General features: G+C 68.3%; 24 protein-coding genes. 11 read left to right on the top strand and 13 right to left on the bottom strand.

Annotated features, from left to right (window positions below; all coding sequences use genetic code 11):
- The first annotated feature begins 77 nt into the window (after nucleotides 1-77).
- Nucleotides 78-206, top strand: coding sequence for a hypothetical protein (locus CAL26_RS28540; protein ID WP_256987965.1), 129 nt, complete (start codon nucleotides 78-80; stop codon nucleotides 204-206).
- Nucleotides 207-326: 120 nt separating this feature from the next.
- Here CAL26_RS28540 and CAL26_RS04615 read toward each other — a convergent pair whose 3' ends face one another.
- The 5 genes from CAL26_RS04615 to CAL26_RS04635 form a co-directional block, all read right to left on the bottom strand.
- Complete coding sequence (locus CAL26_RS04615; RefSeq protein WP_094845704.1) at nucleotides 327-1,247, bottom strand: LysR family transcriptional regulator; 921 nt, start codon at nucleotides 1,245-1,247, stop codon at nucleotides 327-329.
- Nucleotides 1,248-1,345: 98 nt separating this feature from the next.
- Nucleotides 1,346-3,136 carry a branched-chain amino acid ABC transporter ATP-binding protein/permease gene (locus tag CAL26_RS04620; protein WP_094845705.1) on the bottom strand — a complete coding sequence of 597 codons (1,791 nt, stop codon included), beginning with the start codon at nucleotides 3,134-3,136 and terminating at the stop codon, nucleotides 1,346-1,348.
- A complete protein-coding gene (locus CAL26_RS04625; protein WP_094845706.1) occupies nucleotides 3,133-4,170 on the bottom strand; it encodes a branched-chain amino acid ABC transporter permease in 1,038 nt (345 codons plus the stop codon). Before CAL26_RS04625 ends, CAL26_RS04620 begins: the two co-directional genes overlap by 4 nt.
- 8 nt (nucleotides 4,171-4,178) lie before the next feature.
- Complete coding sequence (locus CAL26_RS04630) at nucleotides 4,179-5,327, bottom strand: ABC transporter substrate-binding protein (RefSeq protein ID WP_094845707.1); 1,149 nt, start codon at nucleotides 5,325-5,327, stop codon at nucleotides 4,179-4,181.
- Nucleotides 5,328-5,490: 163 nt separating this feature from the next.
- Nucleotides 5,491-6,039: a hypothetical protein gene (locus tag CAL26_RS04635; protein ID WP_094845708.1), complete on the bottom strand. Its 549-nt coding sequence runs from the start codon at nucleotides 6,037-6,039 to the stop codon at nucleotides 5,491-5,493.
- 216 nt (nucleotides 6,040-6,255) lie between these two features.
- Between CAL26_RS04635 and ettA the strand changes: the two genes are divergently transcribed.
- The 3 genes from ettA (at nucleotide 6,256) to CAL26_RS04650 (ending at nucleotide 8,939) form a co-directional block, all read left to right on the top strand.
- Nucleotides 6,256-7,929 (top strand): energy-dependent translational throttle protein EttA, encoded by a 1,674-nt coding sequence (gene ettA / locus CAL26_RS04640; protein WP_094845709.1) that lies wholly within the window; start codon nucleotides 6,256-6,258, stop codon nucleotides 7,927-7,929.
- 62 nt (nucleotides 7,930-7,991) lie between these two features.
- Nucleotides 7,992-8,528: an isochorismatase family protein gene (locus CAL26_RS04645; RefSeq protein ID WP_094845710.1), complete on the top strand. Its 537-nt coding sequence runs from the start codon at nucleotides 7,992-7,994 to the stop codon at nucleotides 8,526-8,528.
- Between the two features lie 189 nt (nucleotides 8,529-8,717).
- Entirely contained in the window at nucleotides 8,718-8,939 is a 222-nt protein-coding gene (locus CAL26_RS04650) for a glycine zipper 2TM domain-containing protein (RefSeq protein WP_094845711.1), read from the top strand.
- An 88-nt stretch (nucleotides 8,940-9,027) separates the two neighbouring features.
- Here the strand turns inward: CAL26_RS04650 and minE are convergent, their stop codons facing one another.
- From minE to minC, 3 genes are all read right to left on the bottom strand, one after another.
- Nucleotides 9,028-9,282 carry a cell division topological specificity factor MinE gene (minE, locus tag CAL26_RS04655; protein WP_086063572.1) on the bottom strand — a complete coding sequence of 85 codons (255 nt, stop codon included), beginning with the start codon at nucleotides 9,280-9,282 and terminating at the stop codon, nucleotides 9,028-9,030.
- A 3-nt stretch (nucleotides 9,283-9,285) separates the two neighbouring features.
- On the bottom strand, nucleotides 9,286-10,101 hold the full coding sequence (gene minD / locus CAL26_RS04660) for a septum site-determining protein MinD (RefSeq protein ID WP_086063573.1): 816 nt from the start codon (nucleotides 10,099-10,101) through the stop codon (nucleotides 9,286-9,288).
- 174 nt (nucleotides 10,102-10,275) lie between these two features.
- Nucleotides 10,276-11,289, bottom strand: coding sequence for a septum site-determining protein MinC (minC, locus tag CAL26_RS04665; RefSeq protein ID WP_094845712.1), 1,014 nt, complete (start codon nucleotides 11,287-11,289; stop codon nucleotides 10,276-10,278).
- A gap of 193 nt (nucleotides 11,290-11,482) precedes the next feature.
- Between minC and CAL26_RS04670 the strand changes: the two genes are divergently transcribed.
- On the top strand, nucleotides 11,483-11,821 hold the full coding sequence (locus CAL26_RS04670; protein WP_094845713.1) for a hypothetical protein: 339 nt from the start codon (nucleotides 11,483-11,485) through the stop codon (nucleotides 11,819-11,821).
- A 35-nt stretch (nucleotides 11,822-11,856) separates the two neighbouring features.
- Here the strand turns inward: CAL26_RS04670 and CAL26_RS04675 are convergent, their stop codons facing one another.
- Entirely contained in the window at nucleotides 11,857-13,626 is a 1,770-nt protein-coding gene (locus tag CAL26_RS04675) for a glutamine--tRNA ligase/YqeY domain fusion protein (RefSeq protein WP_094845714.1), read from the bottom strand.
- A 165-nt stretch (nucleotides 13,627-13,791) separates the two neighbouring features.
- On the opposite strand from CAL26_RS04675, the gene CAL26_RS04680 reads away from it, so the two are divergent.
- A complete protein-coding gene (locus CAL26_RS04680; RefSeq protein WP_094845715.1) occupies nucleotides 13,792-15,135 on the top strand; it encodes a cytochrome ubiquinol oxidase subunit I in 1,344 nt (447 codons plus the stop codon).
- Complete coding sequence (locus tag CAL26_RS04685) at nucleotides 15,132-16,175, top strand: cytochrome d ubiquinol oxidase subunit II (RefSeq protein ID WP_094845716.1); 1,044 nt, start codon at nucleotides 15,132-15,134, stop codon at nucleotides 16,173-16,175. Before CAL26_RS04680 ends, CAL26_RS04685 begins: the two co-directional genes overlap by 4 nt.
- 35 nt (nucleotides 16,176-16,210) lie before the next feature.
- On the opposite strand, the gene CAL26_RS04690 is transcribed toward CAL26_RS04685, so the two are convergent.
- A complete protein-coding gene (locus CAL26_RS04690) occupies nucleotides 16,211-17,674 on the bottom strand; it encodes a sensor histidine kinase (RefSeq protein ID WP_094845717.1) in 1,464 nt (487 codons plus the stop codon).
- Entirely contained in the window at nucleotides 17,674-18,375 is a 702-nt protein-coding gene (locus tag CAL26_RS04695) for a response regulator (RefSeq protein WP_094845718.1), read from the bottom strand. The genes CAL26_RS04690 and CAL26_RS04695 overlap by 1 nt, the downstream gene beginning before the upstream one ends.
- 219 nt (nucleotides 18,376-18,594) lie before the next feature.
- On the opposite strand from CAL26_RS04695, the gene CAL26_RS04700 reads away from it, so the two are divergent.
- Together CAL26_RS04700 and recQ are read left to right on the top strand one after the other, a co-directional pair.
- Complete coding sequence (locus CAL26_RS04700; protein WP_094845719.1) at nucleotides 18,595-20,001, top strand: hypothetical protein; 1,407 nt, start codon at nucleotides 18,595-18,597, stop codon at nucleotides 19,999-20,001.
- A gap of 126 nt (nucleotides 20,002-20,127) precedes the next feature.
- Nucleotides 20,128-21,954: a DNA helicase RecQ gene (gene recQ / locus CAL26_RS04705; protein WP_094845720.1), complete on the top strand. Its 1,827-nt coding sequence runs from the start codon at nucleotides 20,128-20,130 to the stop codon at nucleotides 21,952-21,954.
- 74 nt (nucleotides 21,955-22,028) lie between these two features.
- On the opposite strand, the gene ruvB is transcribed toward recQ, so the two are convergent.
- Nucleotides 22,029-23,102: a Holliday junction branch migration DNA helicase RuvB gene (ruvB, locus tag CAL26_RS04710; RefSeq protein WP_094845721.1), complete on the bottom strand. Its 1,074-nt coding sequence runs from the start codon at nucleotides 23,100-23,102 to the stop codon at nucleotides 22,029-22,031.
- A gap of 120 nt (nucleotides 23,103-23,222) precedes the next feature.
- Between ruvB and CAL26_RS04715 the strand changes: the two genes are divergently transcribed.
- Nucleotides 23,223-24,188, top strand: a complete 966-nt coding sequence (locus CAL26_RS04715) for a threo-3-hydroxy-L-aspartate ammonia-lyase (RefSeq protein WP_094845722.1) — start codon at nucleotides 23,223-23,225, stop codon at nucleotides 24,186-24,188.
- Between the two features lie 81 nt (nucleotides 24,189-24,269).
- A complete protein-coding gene (locus tag CAL26_RS04720; protein ID WP_094845723.1) occupies nucleotides 24,270-25,202 on the top strand; it encodes a complex I NDUFA9 subunit family protein in 933 nt (310 codons plus the stop codon).
- 25 nt (nucleotides 25,203-25,227) lie between these two features.
- Here the strand turns inward: CAL26_RS04720 and ruvA are convergent, their stop codons facing one another.
- Entirely contained in the window at nucleotides 25,228-25,800 is a 573-nt protein-coding gene (gene ruvA, locus CAL26_RS04725) for a Holliday junction branch migration protein RuvA (RefSeq protein ID WP_094845724.1), read from the bottom strand.
- Nucleotides 25,801-25,808: the final 8 nt, after the last annotated feature.

Genomic DNA, 25,808 nt, shown 5'->3' on the forward strand with positions numbered 1-25,808 from the left:
TTGGCGCCACGGACTCCCCGCTGGGCGCGTGATACCCAAACCCGGGCCGGGGCCCGGAACTAGATTGGAGATTCGTCATGGCTGAGCGCAAGCGTGTGCGTCGCAATACCCTGGAACGTCGTTGCCTGGGCAAGTCCTTCAAGCGCCTGTTCGTGAACGCGCCCAAGGGCGTGTTCAAGATGCTGGAAAAGATCAAGCGCGCCTGAACGGCACGGGATCGGCTGGCGCCGACGGCGCCGGTACCAGATGGTAGACCCAATAAAAAACCGCCCTCACCGGCGGTTTTTTATTTGAGCTCCGTCGCGGCTCAGGGGCGCATCGTGGACTCAGGCGGCGTCGCCATTCACGGGCGCCAGCCTGGGCATCATGAATTCCATGAAGGCCCGCGTCTTGGCGGGCAGGATGCGCGACGGGAATACCGCATATACCGGCAGGGGCGCGGCCGACCATTCCGGCAGGATGTGGTGCAGCCTGTGCTCGCTGGAGATGCGCCCATGCGTGGCGGCGTAGACGGGCAGGGGGGCGATGCCCAGGCCCATGCTGGCGAAGTCGCTCAACAGGCCCATATTGTTCGCCATGATGCGTCCGTAGACGGGCACGCGCTCGACGACGCCATCGCGGGTCAATATCCACGTGGAGCTCATCTCGCTCGAGCCGCTGCGCAGGCATTCGAAACGGGTCAGGTCGGCCGGCGTCTCCGGCTCGCCATGGCGGGCCACGTAATCCTCCGACGCGTACAGGTTGCGCCTCAGCGCCATCAGCTCGCGCACTTCCATGCCGTCGGCCGAGGCCGGTTCGCCGAAACGCAGCATCACGTCGAAGGGCTCCGCATGCGGGTCGGCCGAGCGCAGGCTCAGGTCCAGCTCGCATTCGATTTCGGGATATTCGTCGGTGAAGGCCTGCAGCGATTCCGCCATCAACAGCATCGCCAGGCTGCTGGGCAGGCAGACCGTCAGCTTGCCTTCCGGCCGTGACGTGCGCGAAAACAGCTGTTCATGCGCGAAGCGCGCTTCGTCCACCAGGCCCTGGCAGCGATCGAAGTACTGCGAACCGGCTTCCGTCAGATCCAGGCGCCGCGTATTGCGGTTCAACAAGCGCATGCCGACCGCGCGCTCCAGCTCGCTGATGCGGCGCGAAAGCGTGGATGTCGGAATGTTCAGCGCCCGCGCCGCCAGGCTGAAGCTCTTGCGGCGCGCCACTTCTACGAAAAGCGCGATGTCGTTCAGTTGAACCGTAGCGGCGTCCATACGCGTTCCGTGCGAATCAGCGGCAAGCCCGTGGGGATGCGCCGCATTTTACTTCGGCGCGCTTGCCTTTGGGGCCGCGCCGTGCCGCGGCGCGGCCCTTAGTCGATGGCACCAAGATAGGCTTCCATGACCGCCGGGTCGCGCTGGACCTCGGCGGGCGTGCCTTCGGCGATCTTCTGGCCGAAATCCATCACGATCACGCGATCGGCCAGCTCCATGACGAAATCCATGTCGTGTTCCACCAGCAGCAGGGCCATGCCGCCGGCGCGCAATCGCGCGAGCAGCGCGGCCAGCTCGCGCTTTTCCTGATGGCGCAGGCCGGCGGCGGGTTCGTCCATCAGCAGCAGGCAGGGGTCCGCCGCCAGCGCCCGCGCGACTTCCAGGATGCGTTGGCGGCCCAGCGGCAGTGTGCCGGCTTCGTCGTGCATGTGCGCGCCCAGGCCCACCCGCTCCACCTGCCTGGCGGACTCCGCCAGCAGGCGGGCTTCCTCGCGGCGGTCGGCGCGCCAGCTCGAGGCCCAGACGCCATGGGTGCCGCGCAGATGCGCGCCCAGCGCCACGTTGTCCAGCACGCTCATGCGCGGCAGCAGGCGCACGTGCTGGAAGGTGCGGCTCATGCCCAGCGCGGCGATATGGCGGGCGCCGCGGCCGGCCACCGGTTCGCCCTGGAACAATATCGATCCCGCCGTCGGCGTATCGACGCCCGACAGCAGGTTGAACAGCGTGCTCTTGCCGGCGCCGTTGGGGCCGATCACCGCGACGATCTGACCCGCTTCCACCGCCAATCCGATGCCGTCGTTCGCCACCAGTCCACCGAAGCGCCGCGTGAGCCCGTGCGCTTCCAGCACCACGTCGCCGCGCGGCGGCAGGGGCCGGCGCGGCAGCGGCTCGGCCGACATATTGACGTTGCGCGGCGCGCGCGCCACCGGCAGGCGCCGCGCGATCGCCGGCCACAGCCCGCCGCGCGCGCGATGCAGCACCAGCACCATGCCGAAGCCGAACACGATGATCTCGAAGTTGCCGTTCTGCCCCAGCAGGCGCGGCAGCCAGTCCTGCAGCCATTGCTTGGCCAGCGTGAAGACGCCGGCGCCCACCAGCGCGCCCCAAACGTGCGACGCGCCGCCGATGACCGTCATGAACAGATACTCGATCCCCATCTGCAGGCCGAAGGGCGTCGGATTGACGAAGCGCTGCGTATGCGCGTACAGCCAGCCCGACGCGCAGGCCTGCAGCGCCGCGATGACGAAGATGACGGCCCGCGCGCGCGTCGTGTCCACGCCCATGGATTCGGCCATGACGCGGCCGCCGCGCAGCGCGCGCATCGCGCGGCCCTGGCGCGAGTCGAGCAGGTTGCGCGTGGTCCAGACGGCCAGCAACAGGAACAGCCAGGTCAGGTAGTACATGCCGCGATCGCCCAGCGCCCAGCCGGCGACGCGCAACGGCGGAATATCGCCGATGCCGCTGAAACCGCCCAGGCCGGGAATCGCGGCGAAAGCGAAGTACAGCCCCAGGCCCCAGGCGATCGTGCCGATGGGCAGGAAGTGCCCCGACAGGCGCAGCGTGATCGCGCCCAGCAAGCAGGCGAGCACGAACGCGGCGGCCAGCCCCGCCGCCAGCGACAGCCATGGCGACACGCCCAGCCAGGCGATCCAGGCCGGCAGCGTGGCCGCGCGCGTCGCCAGCAGGGCCGCCGTGTACGCGCCCACGCCGACGAAGGCCGCCTGGCCGAAACTGGTCAGGCCGGCGATCCCCGTCAGCAGCACCAGTCCCAGCGCCACCAGCGTGTACATGCCGATGCTGCCCAGCAGGCTGACCTGGAACGGCGGCAGCAGCCACGGCGCGCAGGCCAGCAGGGCCACCAAGGCCGCCAGTGCCTTGCCGGGCGTCATTCGGCGTCGTCCTCGATCGGGCCCTGGCGCAGCGATCGCCACAGCAGGAAAGGAATGATCAGCGTGAAGACGATGATCTCCTTGTAGGCGCTGGCCCAGAATGCGGAGAACGCTTCCACCAGGCCCACGGCCAGCGCCCCGGCCACCGCCAGCGGGTAGCTGGCCAGCCCGCCGACGATGGCCGCGACGAAGCCCTTCAGGCTGATCAGGAAGCCCGAGTCGTAATACAGCGTGGTGGCGGGCCCCACCAGGATGCCGGAGCATGCGCCCAGGGTCGCGGCCAGCAGGAATACCGCGCGGCCTGCGTAGGCCGGCGAAATGCCCACCAGCCGCGCGCCCATGCGATTGTCCGCGGCCGCCAGCAAGGCGCGGCCGGCCAGCGTGCGGCCGAAGAAGCGGAACAGGACGGCCATCCACACGACCGATACGGCGACGATCCACACGGTCTGGCTGGCGATGGTCACCGGGCCCAGCGGATAGCGGGCATCGCTGAAGGCCGCGGTACGCGCGCCTTCCGGCCCGAAGGCCAGCAGGCCCAGGCCCACCAGCGCCAGATGCACGGCGATCGAGACGATCAACAGCGTCAGCGTCGAGGCGTCGGCGATGGGCTGGTAGAACAGGCGATAGAGTTGCGGGCCCATGGGCGCGACGATGGCCAGCGTCAGCAGGCCTTGCAGCCAGATGGGCAGCGCGGCCAGCGGCAGCAGCCACAACAGGCCGGCCAGCAAGAAGGGATAGGCGATCCTGGCCAGCAGCCGGCGTGGCGCGACGGCAGCCGCCGCCGGGCCGCGCGCCCGCGCGTCGGCGATGGCTTCGGCCACCGCAAATCCGGCCAGCAGCCACACCAGCGCGGGCATGCGGCCGTTCTGCATGGCCGCCATGCAGAGGGCGCCATAGACGACGAATTCGCCCTGCGGGATCAGCAGCACGCGGGTGACCGAAAACACCAGCAGGATGCACAGCGCGAGCAGGGCATACACCGCCCCGTTGGCCACGCCGTCCTGGCCCAGGATCAGGGCGATCTGCGCGCTCATCGCCGCCGCTACTTGACCAGCGTCCAGTTGCCGTTCTTGACCGTGATCAGGACGCGGCCGCGTTGGTCGAAACCGCTGTGATCCTGCGGGCTCATGTTGTACACGCCCTGTGTGCCGACCAGGTCGCGGGTCTGTTCCAGCGCATCGCGCAGCGCCGAACGGAAGGCGGGCGTGCCCGGCGCGCCGGCTTTTTCGGCCTGGGGCACGGCGCGTTCCAGCAGCAGGCCGGCGTCGTACACATTCGCGCCGAACGTGGCCGGCGCCGCGCCGTAGCGCTGGCGATAGGCCTCGATATAGGCGGTGGCGACCTTCTTGGACGGGTTGTCGTCGGCGATCTCCGGCAGCACCAGCATGGGGCCGGCGGCCAGGATGGTGCCTTCCACTTTCTTGCCGCCGAGCTTCAGGAAGTCGGGCAGCGCCGCGCCATGGGTCTGGTAGAACTGGCCGCGGTAGCCCAGGTCGACGAGCGTGGTCTCCGGCAGGACACTGGCGCCGCCGGGGGCCGCGATCAGCACGGCGTCCGGCTTGGCCGCCAGCAGCTTCAGGGCCTGACCGGTGACCGAGCTGTCGGTGCGCACGTAGCGCTCGCTGGCGACGATCTCGATACGGCGCCGCGCGGCCAGGTCGGCGAATACCTTGTGCCAGTTCTCGCCGTACGGATCGTTCAGGCCGATGAAGCCCACCGTCTTCACGCCGGCCAGCGCCATGTGGTCCACCAGGGCCTGGGCGATGATGTCGTCGTTCTGCGTGGTCTTGAACACCCACTTCTTCTGCGCGTCCATGGGCAGCACCGCCGCCGCCGTGCCGACCGGCGCCAGCAGCGGGACGCCGGCTTCGGCGACGAAGGGCAGGATGGCCAGCGTGTTGGGCGATCCGGGCGGCCCGATGATGGCGTCGACGTGGTCTTCGTTGATCAGCTTGCGCACCGCCGTGACCGATTGCGTCGTATCGCTGGCGTCGTCCAGCACGATGTACTGCACCGTCAGGTCGCCGATGCGCGTGGGCAGCAGCGGCACGGTGTTCTTCTGCGGAATGCCGACCAGCGCCGTTGGGCCGGTCGAGGACGTGACGACGCCGATCTTCATTTGCGCGAAGCTCGGCAAGGCTAGGCAGGCGGCCAGCAGCGCCATGGCGGCACGCAAGGCTTTGGACGGCATGATGGGCTCCAGGATCGGGTGGGGATCAGGCAACGGGCGCTATTGAACCACGCGGCGGGCACCCCGCGCATGGCCGGGCCCGTCCGCCGTCATCCGCGCCTTGCCGGCGCGTCGACGCGCCGTGCATCCCTGCTTGAAGGTGCCCACCGGTGCCCACCCATGCCTAGTGGCGGGGCGGCCCGCCGCGGTCGACGTCCTGCTCGTCCTCGTCGTCCTCGTCGTCCTCGTCGTCCTCGTCGTCCTCGTCGTCCTCGTCCTCGTCGTCCTCGTCTTCGAGGGCGGCCAAGTCTTCATCGGAAACGACGAAGGGCAATACGTCGGCCAGGGTATCCGACCAGGCGGATTCTTCCCCGTCCTGGTCCAGCTTGACGAAGCGTTCGCCTTCGGCCAGCGTGATCTGGATGGCCCAGAGGTACAGGCAATCGTAGGCCTGCTCGTCCGTGCCGGTGAGGCCGCCGCGGCTGCCCAGCAGCCTGGCGTCGGGACCGCCCATCTGCACGCGCACGGGATCATGTTCGCCGCCTTCCAGCGCATCGGCATCCAGCGGGATGCCGAAGGTGACCCATTCGAGGCCGTCGTCCGCGGTGCCGACTTCGGCCAGCACCGGCTTGCCCAGGTAGGCGCTCAGGGCATCGGCGGTCTTGGCCAGCATGTCCAGTTCGGCGGCCTGGAAGCGCGAAACGGAGTCGGGGGGAGTGGCTGATGCGGACATTATGCTTTCCTGCTGCTGCACGGCGCCTCGCAAGGCGCCAGGGGAACTGTAAGAATATCGAAAGAGCGGCAAAAGGAGAATCGGCCAATGGGTCGTCCCTGCTTTTTCCCGCCCGCCGTTGATCGCCTGGCGCCGCCGACGGCACGGGCCGGTCGCTCCGCGCGGCCGCACACCCTACAATCACCAATTCGATCGGATATTTTTCAAGCATCCTCCATGGCCCAATACGTCTACACCATGAACCGCGTCGGCAAAATCGTGCCGCCGAAGCGCCAGATCCTGCGCGACATTTCGCTGTCTTTCTTCCCCGGCGCCAAGATCGGCGTGCTGGGCCTGAACGGTTCGGGCAAATCGACCCTGCTGAAGATCATGGCCGGGGTCGACAAGGACATCGAAGGCGACGCCGTGCCCATGCCCGGCTTGAATATCGGCTATCTGCCGCAGGAACCGCAGCTGGATCCCTCGCATACCGTGCGGCAGGCGGTGGAAGAAGGCCTGGGCGCGGTCGTCACCGCGCGCAAGCGGCTGGACGAGGTCTATGCCGCCTACGCGGAGCCGGACGCCGATTTCGACGCGCTGGCCGCCGAGCAGGCTGAACTTGAAGCCATCATCGCCGCCGCCGCGAGCAGCGGCGCGGACGATATCGAGCACCAGATGGAAATCGCCGCCGACGCCCTGCGCCTGCCGCCTTGGGACGCGTCCGTCGAACATCTGTCGGGCGGTGAAAAGCGCCGTGTCGCGCTGTGCCGCCTGCTGCTGTCCAAGCCCGACATGCTGCTGCTGGACGAGCCCACCAACCACCTGGACGCGGAAAGTGTCGAATGGCTGGAACAGTTCCTGCAGAAATTCCCCGGCACCGTGGTCGGCGTCACCCACGACCGCTATTTCCTGGACAACGCCGCCGAATGGATCCTGGAACTGGACCGCGGCCATGGCATTCCCTGGAAGGGCAACTACAGCTCCTGGCTGGAGCAGAAGGAAGACCGCCTCAAGCAGGAAGAAGCCACCGAATCCGCGCGCCAGAAAACCATCAAGAAGGAACTGGAATGGGTGCGCCAGAATCCCAAGGGCCGCCAGGCCAAGGCCAAGGCCCGCATGGCGCGCTTCGAAGAACTGTCGTCCTACGAGTACCAGAAGCGCAATGAAACCCAGGAAATCTTCATCCCGGTCGGCGAACGCCTGGGCAATGAAGTCGTGGAGTTCGAAAACGTCAGCAAGGCCTATGGCGATCGTTTGTTGATCGACAATCTCAGCTTCAAGGTGCCGCCCGGGGCCATCGTCGGCATCATCGGCCCCAACGGCGCCGGTAAATCCACGCTGTTCCGCATGCTGGCCGGCCGCGAACAACCCGATTCGGGCAAGGTCACGCTGGGCCAGACGGTCAAGCTGGCCTATGTGGACCAGTCGCGCGATTCGCTCACCGACAACAAGACCGTGTTCGACGCGATCTCCGATGGCGCCGACATATTGACCGTCGGCAAGTTCGAAATGTCGTCGCGCGCCTACCTGGGCCGGTTCAACTTCAAGGGCGGCGACCAGAACAAGATCGTCGGCCAGCTGTCGGGCGGCGAACGCGGACGCCTGCATCTGGCCAAGACGCTGATCGCCGGCGGCAATGTGCTGCTGCTGGACGAACCGTCGAACGACCTGGACGTGGAAACGCTGCGCGCGCTGGAAGACGCCCTGCTCGAATTCCCGGGCAGCGTCATGGTGATCAGCCACGATCGCTGGTTCCTGGACCGTATCGCCACGCACATCCTGGCCTTCGAAGGCGACTCGCAGGTCGTGTTCTTCGACGGCAACTACCAGGAATACGAAGCGGACAAGCGCCGCCGCCTGGGCGAAGAAGGCGCCAAGCCCAAGCGCCTGCGCTACAAGCCGTTGAAGTAAGCCGCTGAAGTAAGCCGCCGGCGCCAGCCGCGCCCCGTCGCCCGTATCGTCAGGAGATCGCCATGCCCGTCCACAATGCAGCGGATGCCACCGTCCTGGTCGTGGACATGCAGGCGCGGCTGATGCCCGTGATCGACGACGGTGCCGCCGTCCTGGCCGCTGCCGTCAAGCTGGCGGCGGGCGCGGCCCTGCTGGACGTGCCCGTGGTGGCCACCGAGCACCACCGCGCGGCGCTGGGCGCCACGGTGCCCGAGATCGCCGGACAGGTGCGCGGGGTCTTCCAGAAGATGCATTTTTCGGCGGCAGCGGAGTCCGGTTTCGACAGCTGGCTGCCCAACGCCCGCGGCACGGTCTTCATCGCGGGTTGCGAGGCGCACATCTGCGTGCTGCAGACCGCGCTCGAACTGCGGCGCATGGGGCGCCGCGTGTGCCTGGTCGCGGATGCCTGCGGCTCGCGCAAGCGCGCCGATTTCGATGTCGCGATGCAGCGGGCGCGCGCCCACGACATCGACGTGGTCAGCGTCGAGATGGCGCTTTTCGAATGGCTGGGCACCTGCGAACATCCGCGCTTCCGCGACGTGTTACGTCTGGTCAAATAGAGCAACATCGCGCCTCGGGAGCTGGCGTGGAACTGAACGGTTTGACACAACTGTTGGGCAAAGTTCACACCCCCACCGTCATTCATTTGCAATGCTGGATGTGTCGTCCATGACGGCATCGCCCAAGACGGCGCGGCGGCAGGGCCTGATTTCCCCGCCTGGCGCCTTCGATGTCAGGAGGAAGAAATCATGAAGATCAAAACATTGTCCAAACTGTGCGCGGTCGCGCTGATCGCCGCGTCCGCGGCGGGATGCTCCACATGGGATGGCATGAGCCACCGGCAGAAGGCGACGGTCACGGGGGCCGGTATCGGCGGCGTGGCCGGCGCGGTCATCACCAACGGCGGCGTGCTCGGCACGGTCGGCGGCGCGGCCATCGGCGGCGTGATCGGCAACCAGGTCGGCAAGTAATCCGCGGCGGCAAGCCGGCGGTAAAAAGCCCGCCCCGCGTTCTGCGCGGGGCGGGCTTTTTGCGTCCCTGCCTGGGCGTCCGCGGCTGCTAGGGCTGCGGCATCTCGATCTTGACCTCGAGGATTTCCAGGGTGTCCTGGCGTTCCAGGTGCACCTTGATGTCCTCGGGATTGATCTTCACGTATTTCGAGATGACGGCGATCAGCTCTTGCTGCAGTTGCGGCAAATAGTCGGGCGAGCCGTCGCGGCCCGAGCGCTCATGCGCCAGGATGATCTGCAGACGCTCCTTGGCAACGCTGGCGGATGACTTTTTCTGGCCGAGCAGAAAGGACAGAAGGGACATCGATTACTTGCCTCCGAATATGCGTTTCAGGAAACCGGGCTTCGCATAGTCGGTAAAACGCAGCGAACGCTCCTCGCCGAGATACCGGGCCACCACGTCCTTGTACGCTTCCGCGACATCGGTATCCTTCAGGTGGATGGCCGGCACGCCCTGGTTGGACGCTTGCAGAACCGATTCGGATTCGGGGATGACGCCGATCAGTTTGATGCGCAGGATGTCTTCGATATCCTGCAGCGAAAGCATTTCGCCTTCGGACACGCGCTTGGGGTTGTAGCGCGTCAGCAGCAGGTATTCCTTGACCGGCTCGTCGCCTTCCACGGCACGCTTCGATTTGGCCGCCAGGATGCCCAGGATGCGGTCCGAATCGCGCACGGAAGAGACTTCCGGATTGGTGACGACCAGCGCGTCGTCGGCAAAATAGGCGGCCATCAGCGCGCCGGTTTCGATACCGGCGGGCGAATCGCAGACGATGTAGTCGAAACCCATCTCTTTCAATTCGTCGATGACCTTGCCCACGCCTTCCTGCGTCAAGGCATCCTTGTCGCGGGTCTGCGAAGCGGGCAGGACGAACAGGTTTTCCAGCTGCTTGTCCTTGATCAGCGCCTGCTTCAACGAGGCTTCGCCCTGGATCACATTGACGAAGTCGTACACGACACGCCGTTCGCAGCCCATGATCAGGTCCAGATTACGCAAGCCGACGTCGAAGTCGATTACAGCGGTCTTGTGTCCGCGCATCGCTAGGCCGGAAGAGAAACTGGCGCTGGTAGTCGTCTTGCCCACCCCGCCCTTGCCGGAAGTGACCACAACAGTACGCGTCATGTCGATAGAACCCTTATGTCCTGAGCAAATAAATCGCAGTATCGTAAAGCAAAACTGCGCGTTTAGCGTTTATTCAACGCGCCTGGCAACCCTTGGTCACCAAGTCCCATGGGGGACGGGACCCGCCGCGCCGCGGGCCCATGTGTGCGGGCGCTGTCCCGCGGCGCCGGGAGCTTATCCCTTGAGCGCCTCGATACGCAGGGTGTCGCCGTCCAGGCGGACCAGGGCGGGCTGGCCGTGCAGCGTCGAGTCGAGCTTGTCTTCCACCACGCGGTATACCCCGGCCACGGCCAGCAGTTCGGCATCCAGATGCGTGGTGAAGATGCGCGCCGACGTGTCGCCGCGCGCGCCGGCCATGGCCTTGCCGCGCAGGGGACCATAGACGTGCACATTGCCGTCGGCGATGACTTCCGCGCCCTGGCTGACCATGCCGATCACCACCAGGTCGGTGTGGCGCGCGTAGACGCGCTGCCCCGACCGCAGGGGACGGCTGATCACCAGCGCGGATGAAGACTGCGGGTCGGCGGGCGTGGGGGCCGGTGACGAGGTGGTCTCCCGCGCCGCGCGCGAAGGCAGGGGTTCGGGCGTGCGGCCGTTGGCGGTCGCCGGTTTGCCGTTGGCGCCCACGGACGGCGCCGGCTTGCCGCCGGCGGTTTCCTTGCGGGTGCCCGAGGCTGCCTTGCTGTCGGCCGCGGCGGCGGAGGCCTTGCCGGCATCGGCGGCCGGCGCATCCGTGGCCGCTGCGTCCGTGGCTGATCCGTCGGCGGCGGGTTCTTCGGCGCCCGCTTGCGGGGCCGGCTCCGCGGTCAGGGCGGCGGCGGGCTGCGTGGGCATGGGCGGCGGCGAGTTGCCGGCGTCGGCCGGCGCCGGGCGAGCCGGCGGGGTCGACAGCTCGACAGGGGCCAGGCCGGCGGCCTGCGCGGCCTGCAGATTGTCGCCTTCGGCCACCACCCCGATGGGCGGCAGATTATGTTTACGCAGGGCGTCCAGCAGCGCCGGCCAATCGACCAGGCCATCGACGCGGCTGGCGTCGATCACGACAGGTTCGTTCTCGAAAAAGCTGCCGGCGTCGGCCATGCGCTGATCGAGTGCGGCGGCGAGCCGGGCGATATCGGCGCTATGCAAAACGACGCGCACGGCGTAAAGCGTTGCGCTTTTGAAATCCAGGGCTAGGGAATCGGAGCTCATCTTTGCGGCGAAAAACCGGAAAAGACCGCCGGTTACGGTAACGACGGGCATGATAACCGAGCGGCCATCCCGCGGACCGCTCGCCGCGATATTGCCGTGACATCGCCGGGGTAGCGCCGCGCGCCGGACGGCGATACGGGCACATGCCTTGCGCGGCGCCAGGCGACCCTATCGGCTGAACAGGAGCATTCCCATGAGCAATCGCGATACGCCCCGCCGTCCCACCAACCTGAGCGGCCAGGAAGAAGAGGCGCTGCGGACACTGGAAAAAGGCTACGATCCCGACGCCGGGGCCTTGCCGGACAAGGAATTGCCCGTGCATGACGATCGCGATCGCAAGCCGGGCGACGATGCGATGGCCCCGCGGGGCCGGGATGGGGCAGGCCGGGCGTCCGCCGATCCGTTGGGCGACGCCGAACGCAAAGGCCTGCTGCCGCCGAACGACGTGGCCACGCCGCCCATGGACCGTCCCGACGATACCGGCTCGACGCCGGCCAACCTGGACCCGGACACCCGGCGCCGGCGCCCCTAGCCGGGGCTTGGACCTGGAGTGGACCTGAGCGGGCCTCAGCCCTGGCCCCAGGAGTCCTTCAGCGTGACCACGCGGTTCAGAATGGGCGTGTCCGCCGTCGACGTCACGCTGTCCAGAGTGAAATAACCCAACCGTTCGAACTGCCAGGTCACGCCCGGCGCGAGTTCGGTGCCCGGTTCCAGCCAGCCCTGTACGGTCTGGCGCGAATGCGGATTCAGCGCGGCGATGAAGTCCTTGTCGCCCGCATCCGGGTGGGGATCGGCGAACAGGCGGTCATAGAGCTGGATCGTGGCGCCGACGGCATGCGCCGCGCTGACCCAGGTGATGTTGCCCTTTACCTTGACGCTGTCGGCGCCCGGCGTGCCGCTCTTGGTTTCCGGCAGGTATTCGGCCTGGACTTCGACCACATTGCCCTGGTCGTCCTTGACGAAGCCGGTGCACCGCACGACGTAGCCGTACTTCAGCCGCACCAGGTTGCCCGGGAACAGGCGGAAATACTTCTTGGGCGGCTCCTCGCGGAAATCGTCCTGCTCGATCCACAGGGTGCGGGACAGCGGGAATTCGCGCTGGCCCTGGGCGGGGTCGTGCGGATTGCGCGGCGCGCTGCACATTTCGACGCGGTCTTCCGGGTAGTTGGTGATGACCAGCTTCAAGGGCTGCAGCACCGCCACGGAACGCGGCGCGACCGGATCCAGCTCGTCGCGCACCGCGGCTTCCAGCAGGCTGTAGTCGATGCGCGAGTCCGATTTCGAAATACTGGTGCGGTCGCAGAACAGGCGGATGGCCGATGCCGGATAGCCGCGCCGGCGCATGCCGAACAGGGTGGGCATGCGCGGATCGTCCCAGCCGTCCACATGGCCGTCGCGCACCAGCTGCAGCAGCTTGCGCTTGCTGGTGACCACGTAGGTCATGTTCAGCCGCGCGAATTCATATTGGTGCGGCAGCGGGCGCGCCAGCAGGCCCAGCTCGGCCAGGCGGTCCAGCGTCCAGTCGTAGAACGGCCGCTGGTCTTCGAATTCCAGCGTGCAGATGCTGTGCGTGATGCCTTCCAGGGCGTCCTCGATGGGATGCGCCCAGGTATACATGGGATAGATGCACCACTTGTCGCCGGTCCGGTGATGGGTGGCGTGGCGCACGCGATAGATCACGGGGTCGCGTAGATTGATGTTGGGCGACGCCATATCGATGCGCGCGCGCAGCACCATGCTGCCGTCCGGATGCTTGCCGTCGCGCATTTCGGCCAGCAGGTCCAGCGATTCCTGGGCCGGCCGGTCGCGCCAGGGCGAGTTCGTGCCCGGCTCGGTCAGCGTGCCGCGGCGGGCGCGGATTTCCTCGGGCGACTGCTGGTCCACGTAGGCGTAGCCGGCGCGGATCAGCGCCTGCGCGAAGGCGTACATGGTGTCGAAGTAGTCGCTGGCGAAATACAGCTGTTCGCGGCCATCCGCGGCTTTCCAGTCGAAACCCAGCCAGCGCACGGCTTCGACGATGGCGTCGACGTACTCCTGGTCTTCCTTTTCGGGATTGGTGTCGTCGAAGCGCAGGTGACAGGTGCCGCCGTAGTCCCGCGCCAGCCCGAAATTCACGCAGATGCTCTTGGCATGGCCGATATGCAGGTAGCCGTTCGGCTCGGGCGGGAAGCGGGTGCGGATGCGTGCCGGATCCAGGCCGCCCTGGGCCTGTACCGCCGCCGGACCGGGAACGCCGGCCCAGTGCTTGTCCTTGAAGCGCTCGGCCTTGAGATCGGCCTCGATGATGTGCCGCAGGAAATTGGCGGCGGCGGCGGGGGGCGGGGAAGCAGTGGTCATGCTGGGCGTCGTTAAGGCGGCGGCAAAGGGACAATTTTGCCACGTTCGGGGCCGGCCGCCTCGGCGGCCCCCACGGCGGGCCGCCGCGCGCCGCCCGCGCCCGCGCCGAACCGGCCGCCGCGGGGCGTCGCGGCCGGCACAAACCCGACTAAACTAGCGCCCACCATGAGCATCCCCCCTTTATTCCTGGGACGTCTGCAGTTCATCGCGTGCCTGGCCTTCGTGGCGCTTTTCATGGCGCTGGCGATGGCCTTGTCCTGGCTGCTGCTGTATTTCAAGCTGCGCGCCCGCGCCACGGGCGACGCCGGCTGGACCGCCGCTTATCGCTTCTGGGTCCGGATTTTCGCCCTGGCTTTCGTGCTCGCGCTGGCATCCGGGGTGCCGGTGCTGCTGCAGCTCGGCACGATCTGGTCGGGCCTGATGGACAAGATCGGCAATGTGGCCGGCCCCCTGCTGGGGTTCGCCGTGCTGTCGGTATTCGCCCTGAAGTCCTGCTTCCTGGGCGTCATGCTGTTCGGCCAGCGGCGCGTGTCGGAGACCGTGCATACCCTGTCGGTCCTGATGGTGGCGCTGGGCCACGTGGCCACCGCCTTCTGGGTGCTGGCGCTGGTCTCGTGGATGCAGACGCCGGACGGGGCGGTCGTGGTGGACGGCCGCTTCCAGATCTACGACTGGGCCAAGGTGCTGTTCAACCCCTCGCTCGGATGGACCATAGGATCGACGCTGCTGGGCGCGCTGCTGGCGGCCGCGTTCCTGATCATGGGCATTACCGCCTGGCAGGCCCTGCGCCGGCCGCTGGACGACGGCCAGCGCCTGGGTTTCCGGGCCGCCCTGGGCCTGGCCGGCATTTCGGTGGTCCTGCTGGTGCCGGTCGGCATCGGCATGGGCAAGATGATCGCCCATTACCAGCCCGCCAAGGCGGCCGCCGCGCTGGCCTATTGGCATGAAGGCGACGCGCCGGACCTGGTCCTGCTGGGCTGGCCCGATGCCGACCTGGCGGCCAACCGCGGCGCCTGGACGGTGCAAGGGGCGGCCGCGCGCTGGCTGGGCCGCAACGTCAACGGCCATTTCCTGGCCTTGGAAAACTACGCCAACATGCAGCCGCCGGTGGCGCTGACCTTCTGGTCCCTGCGGGTCATCGTGATCCTGGCGGGCCTGATGGCGGGCATCGCCTGGGCCACCGTCTTCAAGCTGCGCAAGCGCGGCTTCGATCCCTCCTTTCTTTCGCGGCGCTGGCTGCGGGCCCTGGCGGCGATGACCTTGTCGGGCGGCGCGCTGGTGGTCTTCGGCTGGGTGTTCACGATCGTCGGCCTGCAGCCCTACGCGGTCAACGGCGCCGTCACGCAGTCGGAAATCCTGGGCGCCGCTTCGCCGCGTTCGCTGCTGTACGGCACCCTGGGCTACGTGCTGCTGTACGGCGTACTTTTCACGGCTTTCGTGCGCATGCTTTTCCATGCGGCGCGCTATGGCGTGGTGCCGGTGCGCAAGGCGGCGGGGGCGGCGTCGTGATCGCCACGCTGGCCGCGTCGCTGGGTCTCACGCCGGACGATCCGTCGTTCTGGATGCCGCTGGTGTTCATGGGCATGCTGTTCGTGCTGGTGGTGGCGGGTACGGTGCTGGACGGGTTCGACCTGGGCGTGGGCATCCTGCTGCAGCTGGCGCCGGCAGAGGAACGCGGCCGCATGCTGGGGCTGCTCAGTCCATGGCGCGATGCCAACGAATTCTGGCTGCTGCTGGGCATAGGGCTGTTCGCGGCGGCGTTCCCGTTCGCCTGGGGGACGGTGCTGGGGCAGCTTTATGCGCCCCTGACCCTGATGGTGCTGGGGGTGGTGCTGCGCAGCGTGTCCTACGAATTCCGCCTGCGCGCCCGGACGGAATCCAAGCCGCGCTGGGTGACGGCGTTCTGGATCGGATCGTTGATGACGGCGTTCGGGCAGGGCATGGCGTTGGGGCGCATCGCGACCGGCTACCAGAATACCGCCGGTTACCACGGATTTTCCCTGTTCGTCGGGCTCTGCGCGGTCGCGGCTTATGTGCTCCTGGGCGCCACCTGGCTGACGATGCGGGTGGACGGCGATCTGCAGCGCCGCGCGGTGAATTGGGCGCGCCACGCGATCCGCTGGACGGCCGCCGGCATGGTGGCGATCGCCGTCACGCTGGGGCTGGCCAACGCGGGCATCTTCTACAAGTGGAGCAACCTGGCCCATCTGGGCCTGGCGGTGGGGGTGTGGGTGGCGATGCTGCTGGGCTTCGTCGGCACCGAAATGGTCCTGACCCGGTTGCCACGCCATGCCGAACGTTTCAGCTGGGTGCCTTTCGTCACTTGCGTGGGCCTGTTCCTGCTGATGCTGGGCGGCCTGGCCTACAGCCTGTTCCCGTTCCTGATCCTGGACGACATGACGTTGTGGGACGGCGCCGCGTCGCTGGGCTCGATGCGGCTGGTGTTGTCGGGCGCGATCGTCGCCATTCCGCTGATCGTGGTGTTCAACATCCTGGCGTACCGCTCGGTGTTCGGCAAGGCGCGCCAGGCGCGCCAGGTGCGCAACTAAGGGTACCTGGAACCCAGGGTACCGGAACCCAGCGTTCAGGCCCGCAGCGGCAGGACGATTTCCACGCTCAGGCCGCCCCACGGCGCGCTGCCCAGCGCCAGCGTGCCGCCATGCGCGCGCGTGATGGCGTCGGCCAGCGCCAGGCCCAGGCCGACATTGCCGGTGCGGGTGCGGGCGTCATCCAGCCGCGCGAAAGGACGCAGTGCCTCGGCGCGGCGCTCGGCCGGTATGCCGGGCCCGTGATCCGCCACGCGCAGCACCGCGTTGCCATCGCGCTCCTCCAGCGAGACCTCCACCGGCGGCGCGCCATGATGCAGGGCATTGGCGATCAGGTTGTCGAGCAGGCGCGCCAGCGCCACCGCGTCGCCCTGCACTGTCATGCCGGGATCGCTCTCCATGCGCAGTTCCACCGGCGATCCCGCGCCCTGCCAGCCCTGCACCCGCTCCGTCAGCCATTCGGCCAGGGGAATGGGCGCGTAACGGTAGCCGGCCGGATCGGTGCCGCGCACGAAACCGATGAACTGGTCGACCATGTATTGCATGTCGTGCAGGTCCTTGCGCAGGCCCTCGGTCAAGGCCACATCGTCGGACATCTCGATGCGCAGCCACATGCGCGACAGGGGCGCCTTGAGATCGTGCGGCAGGCCCGCCAGCAGGGTGCGCCTGACCGACTCGGACTCCTGCAGGGCGTCCAGCATGGCGTTGAAGCGTTCGCCCAACACGCGCGTCTCGTGCGGACCGGAGGGTTCGACGCGCTGCGGCTGGCCGGCGGCCAGCTTGTCCGCGGCTTCGGCCAGGCGCGTGATCGGCCGTGTGATATGCCACGAGAATCCGCCCGCCAGTATCAGCACCACGCCGAACACGCCCAGCCAGGTGATCACCAGCGGCGTGGCCAGCGGCGGGTCCAGGCGGTCCAGCGGGATGACCAGCCACTCGCGCAGTTGCGGCGTGTCTTCGCTGGTCGGATTGGGCGCCAGCGAGATGAACATCTCCGGACGCGGTCCGCGCGACAGCGCCACGCGCGTACCGTCGTTCAGGCGTTCGTTGAGCTGCCGCACCAGTCCGCGCAGGTCGCGGCGGATGTCGTCGTCCGGACCGTCGGGACGCTGGCGGCGGTATTCGCGCAGCTCGGCCAGCCGGGCCTCGCGGTCGGCGTCGGAGGCGTCGTCGCGCAGCGGGGGCGGCGGCAGGCCGCCGCGATGAAAGCGGGCCAGTTGCGCCTCGGCGGGCAGCGATCGCGCCCATAGATGCCATTGGCCGCCGGAGGAATCGCGGACGAAGCTGGCGCGGTCTTCCGCCGGCACTTCGGATAGCGCCGCGCGCAGCGTGCGTATGGTCGTGACGATGTAGTCCATCACCACGTCGGTAATGAAGCGCTCACGGTAGTGCGAACCGACGGCCAGCGTGCCGGCCTGCGCCACCAGCATGCAGCCCAGCACCAGCAGGATCAGGCGGGTGCGCAAAGAACGCGGCAGCAGCGACCGCGGCGAAAATTTCATCACGGCGAAAAGCGATAGCCTATGCCCCACACCGTCTGTATCCAGCGCGGCTGCTTGGGGTCTTCCTCGATGGCCCGGCGCAGGCGCAGGATGGCGATGTCGATGGCGCGGTCATTGCGTTCGCCGGCGTCGTCGTCGCGGGCCAGGGCCAGCAGGCGTTCGCGCGACAGCGGCTTGCCGGCGTTGCGGACCAGGGCTTCCAGCAGGTTGATTTCACCGCCGGTCAGCTTGACCGCGACGCCGTCGCGCAGCAGCTGCCGCGTGGCCGGTTCGAAGACGAAGGGACCGAAGCTGACCGCGGCGTCGCGCGTCAGCGCCGACGGGCCTTTCTTGCGGCGCAGGACGGCTTCGATGCGCGCCCGCAGTTCGCGCGGATCGAAGGGCTTGCCCAGGTAGTCGTCGGCGCCGGCCTCCAGGCCGATGATGCGGTCCACGGCTTCGTCGCGGGCGGTCAGCAGGATGACCGGAATGTCCTCGCCCTGTTCGCGCAGGCGGCGGCAGGCGTCGGCGCCGTCGCCGCCGGGAAGCATGCGGTCGAGGACGAGCAGGTCCGGCGCGTAGCGGGCGATGCGCGCCGGCAGGTCGGCCGCGTCGGGCGCCAGCAGGGTGTCGTACCCGTGCCTGTTCAGGTAGTCGGCCAGCAGTTGCCGCAGGGCGGGGTCGTCGTCGACGACCAGCAATTTGGTATGAGGCGTATCCATGTCCGCATATTGCGAGGCCGTCGCCTCGCGGGCAAGGGGAGGAAATGAACTGAAATCGGTAATCGAGGGCAACTATAAGGTACGGCGGCGGGCGGGGCCGATTAAAATACGGCGTTCCAGGAGGAGGCGGAATATGTAACTGCCGGGGCGGCGCATCTCGCTACAGTGAGCCTAGATGCCGCGCGGATGCAGCGCCCCCTGGCACCGGAATCTGGCCTTATGCATTTTTTTGTCCGGCGGCGCGCCTGCCGCGCCGCGCTTGCCGCCTTGGTGGCTTGCGGCGTCCAGACGGGCGCGCGAGCCGCGCCGGTCCCCGCGATTTCGACGATTCCCGTAGCGCGCGCCGACAGTCCGGCGCGCGAACCGCTGCTGCTCGCGCAGGCCGGCCGCGGCCTGGGCGTGCTGGCGCCCGCGCTGCCCGTGCCCGTCAAGCCGCAGGCGCCCGTCGGCATCACGGCCGAACTGCTGCCATGCCCGGCCCCAGATGCACCTGGCGCCGCGCCGACGGCCGACCCGGCGGGATCCGCGCCGGCGGGGTATCCACCGGCGGATGCGGTATCGGCGGGCACCGCGCCCGCGCGGGATGCGGCGACAGGCGCATCTCCGGCGGGCGGCGACGCGACCGCCGGCATCGATCCGGACGCCCTGGCGGGCGACGACGCCCCGGCAAGCGTGATGGAAGGCTGCCCCGTCGTGCCCACCGCCGCCTCGGAAGCCGCTGACGCCATGGCGGGCGGGCTGGATCTGGACTACGTCCCGCTGCCTCCGGGCTCCACCCCCGTCAAGTGGGGCCGGCCCCTGGGCACCCCGAAACCCTGGTTTTCCAGCGTGACGCCGGAAGGCGGCATGCAGCTGGGCGACCGCAGCCTGACCTACCGCAGCGTCGATGGCCCGTCCGTGTCGCTGGGCAGCCTGACGCCCTTCGCGCCCGCCTGGAGCAGCGCCGCCGCCATCGGCGGCGTGCAGGTCTCCAACCTGAGCGCCAGCAGCGACAGCACCGTGCCGGAAGGCAAGCTGGGCTATTCGTCCGTGTGGGGCCGCATCAACAACACCGACCCGGCGGTGACCGCGGGCGGCGTCCAGTACGGCGCCCCCGCGGGCAGCAATGCCGTGCGCTACGGCCTGACGCCCGACGTCACGCTGGAAGGCCAGGTCCAAAGCGCGCGCGCCCTGACCACGACCGGTCTCGGCACCACGTATTCGTTGGGCGATTGGGGCACGCTGCAGGGCGGCGCGACGCAAAGCCATTTCGATACCTCGCAGGGCTGGCGCTACAACCTGGGCTACAACGTCAAGGTTTTCGATACGGTCAGGCTGGGCTATGGCAATGAACTGACCAGCAGCGGCTACGGCGACCTGTCGACCTACCAGGACGGCGCCACGGCCACCAGCCAGTTCCGCAATACGTTTTCCGCCGGCCTGCCGATCAGCGGCTGGGGCGAACTGAGCGGCACCTATTCCGGCTTGCGCGACACCAGCGGCGAGATGCTGGAACGCCGCTATGGCATATCGCAAAGCATGATGCTGTCGCCCAACGTCCGCCTGGCCGTGGGGGCCGACCATGACGTGATCACCGGCGATTACGGCGTCAACATGCAGTTGAGCATGCCGCTGGGCGGACGCTAGCCGGCCATCCGGCCGCCTCGCAAAGTCGCACCGTGCCGGCGCCGGGTGTCGGCGACGTCCCGGCGCCCGCGCCGCCGCGCCGGCGCTCCTATAAAATGCCCGCCATGATGCTATCGGCTTTTCTTCATGTCTGACCCGCGCGCCCTGGAAGTCCTGCGGCGCGTTTTCGGCTACGAATCTTTCCGCGGCGAACAGCAGGCCATCGTCGATCATGTGGTCCAGGGCGGCGATGCGCTCGTCCTCATGCCGACCGGTGGCGGCAAGTCGCTGTGCTACCAGGTGCCTTCGCTGGTGCGTGAAGGCACCGGCGTGGTGGTGTCGCCGCTGATCGCGCTGATGCAGGATCAGGTGGATGCGCTGACCGAACTGGGCGTGCGTGCCGCTTTTCTGAATTCCACGCAGGACTGGCGTGTCGCCCGCGAGGTCGAGCGCGCTTTCCTGGACGGTGAACTCGATCTGCTCTACGTCGCGCCGGAACGCCTGCTGACCGACCGCTGCCTGGACCTGCTGGATCGTGGCCGCATCGCGCTGTTCGCCATCGACGAAGCGCATTGCGTGTCGCAGTGGGGCCATGATTTCCGGCCGGAGTACATGGGGCTGTCCCTGTTGCACGAGCGCTGGCCTCAGGTGCCGCGCATCGCCCTGACGGCCACCGCCACCGCCGCCACGCGCACCGAAATCGCCCAGCGCCTGGCGCTGGACGAGGCCCGCCACTTCGTCGCCAGCTTCGACCGTCCCAATATCCGCTATCGCATCGTTGAAAAGAACGAGGTGCGCAAACAGCTGCTGGAGATGATCAGCAACGAACACGCCGGCGACTCCGGCGTGGTGTATTGCCTGTCGCGCGCCCGGGTCGAGGAAACCGCGGAATTCCTCTGCAACAACGGCGTCCAGGCCTTGCCTTACCACGCCGGCCTGGGCGCCGCCGTGCGCGCGGCCAACCAGTCGCGCTTCCTGCGCGAGGACGGCATCGTCATGGTCGCCACCATCGCGTTCGGCATGGGCATCGACAAGCCCGACGTGCGCTTCGTCGCGCACATCGACCTGCCGAAATCGGTGGAAGGCTACTACCAGGAAACCGGGCGTGCGGGCCGCGATGGCCTGCCCGCGACCGCCTGGCTGGCCTACGGCCTGCAGGACGTGGTGCAGCAGCGCCGCATGATCGACGAATCGCCGGGCGACGAAGTCTTCAAGCGCAGGCTGGGCCAGCAGCTGGACGCCATGCTCGGGCTGTGCGAAACCGTGGAGTGCCGGCGCGTGCGCCTGCTGGCGTACTTCGGCCAGCAGATATCCCCCTGCGGCAACTGCGACGTCTGCCTGGACCCGCCGCAGGCCTGGGACGGCACAGTGGCGGCGCAGAAGGTGCTGTCGGCCGTTTATCGCCTGTGGAAGGAACGCGGCCAGCGCTACGGCGCCGGCCACATCATCGATATCCTGCGCGGCAAGGCCACGGATCGCGTCAACCAGTACGGGCATCAGGCGCTGTCGGTCTTCGGCGTCGGCGCCGACCTGTCGGACTCGGCCTGGCGCGGCGTGCTGCGGCAACTGCTGGCGCAGGGACTGCTGGCCGTCGATCATGAAGGCTATGGCACGCTGGCCTTGACCGAGGCCAGCCGCGCGGTGCTCAAGGGCGAACGGCAGTTGATGCTGCGGCGTGAATCGCCCAAGGCGGCGCGCGCCGCCAAGAGCGCCGGCACGCGCGGCAGGGCGCCCGCGGTGGAATTGCCGGCCGAGGCCCAGCCGGTCTTCGAAGCGCTGCGCGCCTGGCGGGCCGGGGTGGCCCGCAACCACGGCGTGCCCGCCTATGTGATTTTCCACGACGCCACGCTGCGCGAAATCGCCCTGGCGCGGCCGGATACGGCCGACGAGCTGGGCGGCATCAGCGGCGTGGGCGCGCGCAAGCTGGAAGCCTACGGCGACGAAATCCTGGAGTGCGTGGCCGGCTTCGCCTGAGCCGTGGCGCTGCGACGCGCCGGGGAGCGCGTGGACGCTCGGGCAGGGCCGATGAGAGCCAGCGGAGGCCGGCCCTATCCGCCGAACAGGTCGCCCGTGGCCGCCGTGGCGCCCGCGGGCGGCGCCAGCCCCAGGTGGCGCCACGTCGTCTGCGTGGCCATGCGGCCGCGCGGGGTGCGCTGCAGGTAGCCGTGCTGGATCAGATAGGGCTCGATGACGTCTTCGATGGTGTCGCGCTCTTCGCCTATGGCGGCGGCAAGGCTGTCCACGCCCACCGGGCCGCCATCGAATTTGTGCACGATGGCCTCCAGCAGCTTGCGGTCCATCAGGTCCAGCCCCTGCGGATCGACTTCCAGCATCGCGAGCGCGGCGCCGGCGACCTTGGCGTCGATGCGTCCCTGCGCCTTCACTTCGGCATAGTCGCGGACCCGGCGCAGCAGGCGGTTGGCGATGCGCGGCGTGCCGCGCGACCGGCGCGCCACTTCGTCGGCGCCTTCGGGCGTGATGGCCGCCTGCAGCAGCGCGGCGCTGCGGCTGACGATGTGGGCCAGATCGGTGGCGTTATAGAACTCCAGCCGCGACACGATGCCGAAGCGGTCGCGCAGCGGATTGGTCAGCATGCCGGCACGGGTGGTCGCGCCGACCAGGGTGAACGGCTGCAGGTCCAGCTTGACGCTGCGCGCGGCCGGGCCTTCGCCGATCAGGATGTCGATCTGGAAGTCTTCCAGCGCGGGGTAGAGGATTTCCTCGACGACCGGCGACAGCCGGTGGATTTCGTCGATGAACAGGACGTCGTTCTTTTCCAGGTTGGTCAGCAGCGCGGCCAGGTCGCCCGGGCGTTCCAGCACCGGGCCGGAGGTCTGCCGCAACTGCACGCCCATCTCATGCGCGATGATGTGCGCCAGCGTCGTCTTGCCCAGGCCGGGCGGGCCGAAAAGCAGGACGTGGTCGAGCGCCTCGCCGCGCTTGCGGGCCGCGGCGATGAAAATTTCCAGCTGCTCGCGCGCGCGGTCCTGGCCGACGTAGTCGCGCAGGATCTTGGGGCGCAGCGCGCGTTCGATGGACTCCTCGTTCGGGGATACGGGCTGCGGCGCGACGAGTCGGCCGGCGTCTGGGCGGGAAGAGAGGGAGTCTGACTGGATGGCCATGGGGGCAGTGGCGAACGATGCCCGGCTATCGTACACCACGGCGGCCGCGCGCCGTGGCGGCGGCCGGCGTGCTGGACTATCATCCTTCGGTTTCGCCCTATCCCCTGCCTAGGAACCACCATGTCCCGCGAATTGCCCACCTACGCCGACGTCGTCGCCGCCAGTGAAAGACTGAGCGGCGCGGCGCATCGCACCCCGGTCCTGACGTCCACCACCGCCGACGCGCGGGCGGGCGCGCGTGTCTTTTTCAAGTGCGAGAACTACCAGCGCATGGGCGCCTTCAAGTTCCGCGGCGGCTTCAATGCGATCGCCCGGCTGACGCCGGAGCAGCGGCGCGCGGGCGTGCTGACGTTTTCGTCCGGCAACCATGCGCAGGCCATCGCGCTGGCCGCCAGGCTGCAGGGCGTTTCGGCCACCATCATCATGCCGCTGGACGCGCCCGCCGCCAAGCGCGCGGCGACCGAAGGCTACGGCGGCAAGGTCGTCACCTACGACCGCTACACGGAAGACCGCGAAGCCGTCGCCAAGCGCCTGCAGGCCGAAACCGGCGCCACGCTGATCCCGCCGTACGATCACTTCGACGTCATCGCGGGGCAGGGCACCGCCGCCAAGGAATTGTTCGAGGAAGTCGGCGAGCTCGACTACCTGTTCGTCTGCCTGGGCGGTGGCGGCCTGTTGTCGGGGTCGCTGCTGTCGGCGGCCGCGCTCAGCCCGTCGTGCAAGGTGTACGGCGTGGAGCCCGAAGCCGGCAATGACGGCCAGCAGTCGTTGCGCGCCGGCCGCGTGGTGCCCATCCCCACGCCCAAGTCCATCGCCGACGGCGCGCTCACCACGCACCTGGGCGAGTTGACCTTTCCCATCATCCGCCAGCATGTCACCGACATCGTGACGGTCAGCGACGCGCAACTGATCGATGCGATGAAGCTCTTCGCCGAACGCATGAAGATGGTGGTCGAACCCACCGGTTGCCTGGGCGCGGCGGCGGTGCTGAACCAGGTCGTGCCCACCCGCGATGCGCGGGTGGGCGTGATCATCAGCGGCGGCAATGTCGACCTGAAGGCCTACGCCGGATACCTGGGTTCCTGATCGCCCGGTCCGCCGCGCTTGCGTCCAGGGCCCGCCACGGCGCAGAATCGACCCTGTTTTGTATCGACGCGGGAGCGGCGGATGCGCATCCTTGTCATAGGCGGCACCGGCTTCATAGGCCGTCATCTGGTGGCGCGCCTGGGCGTGGCCAAGCATCAGGTACACGTGCCGACGCGCCTGTACGCGCGGGGCCGCGACCTGCAGGTCGTGCCCACCGTGACCCTGTCCCAATCGGACGTCTACGACGACGCCGCGCTGGATGAGCTGCTGGCGGATTGCGACGCGGTCGTCAATCTGGTGGGCATCCTGCACGACGGCAGGGGCCGTCCGTATGGTCCTGGCTTCGCGCGGGCGCATGTGGAGCTGCCGCGCCGCATCGCCCAAGGCTGCCTGCGCAATGGCGTGCGGCGCATGATCCACGTCAGCGCGCTGGGCGCCGACCCTGGCGGGCCGAGCATGTACCTGCGGTCCAAGGGCGCGGGCGAAGCGGCGGTGCGCGAGACCTTCGCCAACGCGCCCGATCATGCGTGGACCATCGTGCGGCCATCCGTGGTGTTCGGCCACGACGACGATTTCACCCATCTGTTCGCGCGCCTGGCGCGCTGGTTTCCCGTGCTGCCGCTGGCCGGCGCGCAGTCGCGCCTGCAACCGGTGTATGTGGAAGACGTCGCGGCGGCCATCGAGACCATGCTCGACAATCCCCACACCTACGGCAAGGCCTACGAACTGGCCGGGCCGCAGGTGCACACCTTGGGCGCCATCGCCGGCATGTGCGCCAAATGGAGCGGCCATCCGCGCATGGTGGTGAGCGTGCCCATGGGCGTGGGCCGCCTGCAGGCGGCCTTCCTGGCCTGCCTGCCCGGCCGGCCGCTGATGACCCCCGACAATCTGGACAGCCTGAAGATCGATAACGTCAGCCGCGCGAACATGTCCACCGAGCTGGGCATCATCCCCACCGCGATGGAGGCCGTCGTGCCGGGCTACCTGGGGCAGCGGCGGGCGCGCGGCATGTAGCGCCGCGCGCTGGTGGAAAGCGACCTCAGCGCACCAGCGACTTCAGCGCCTGCCGTATGCCATCCGACACGCCGACGCCTTCCGGCAAGGTCTTGAGCGCCGCCAGCGATTCTTTCTCCGAATAGCCCAGCGCGAGCAGGGCGTTCAGGATGTCGGACTGGCTGTCGGGCACGGCATGCGGCGCCGCCCCGATGTCCGCGCCCAGCTTGCCGCGCATCTCCAGCAGCAGGCGTTCGGCGGTTTTCTTGCCTATGCCGGGCACCCGCGTCAGCCGTCCCGACTCCTGCAGCGTGACCGCCTGCGCCAGATCGGCCACGGACAGGCCCGACAGCACCGACAGGGCGGTACGCGCGCCGATGCCGCTCACCTTGATCAGTTCGCGGAAGGCGCTGCGCTCGCCCACGGTGGCGAAGCCGTAGAGCAGATGCGCGTCCTCGCGCACCGTCAGGTGCGTGTACAGCGATACCTTCGCGCCGTTTTCGGGCAAGGAATACAGCGTGCTCATGGGCACGTCGACGTCGTAGCCCACGCCATTGACGTCCACGCAAACGGTGGGGGGCGATTTTTCGATGAGCGTGCCGGTGATTCTTCCGATCATGGTGGGGG

The organism is Bordetella genomosp. 9 (genome assembly GCF_002261425.1).
Lineage (GTDB): Bacteria > Pseudomonadota > Gammaproteobacteria > Burkholderiales > Burkholderiaceae_B > Bordetella_C.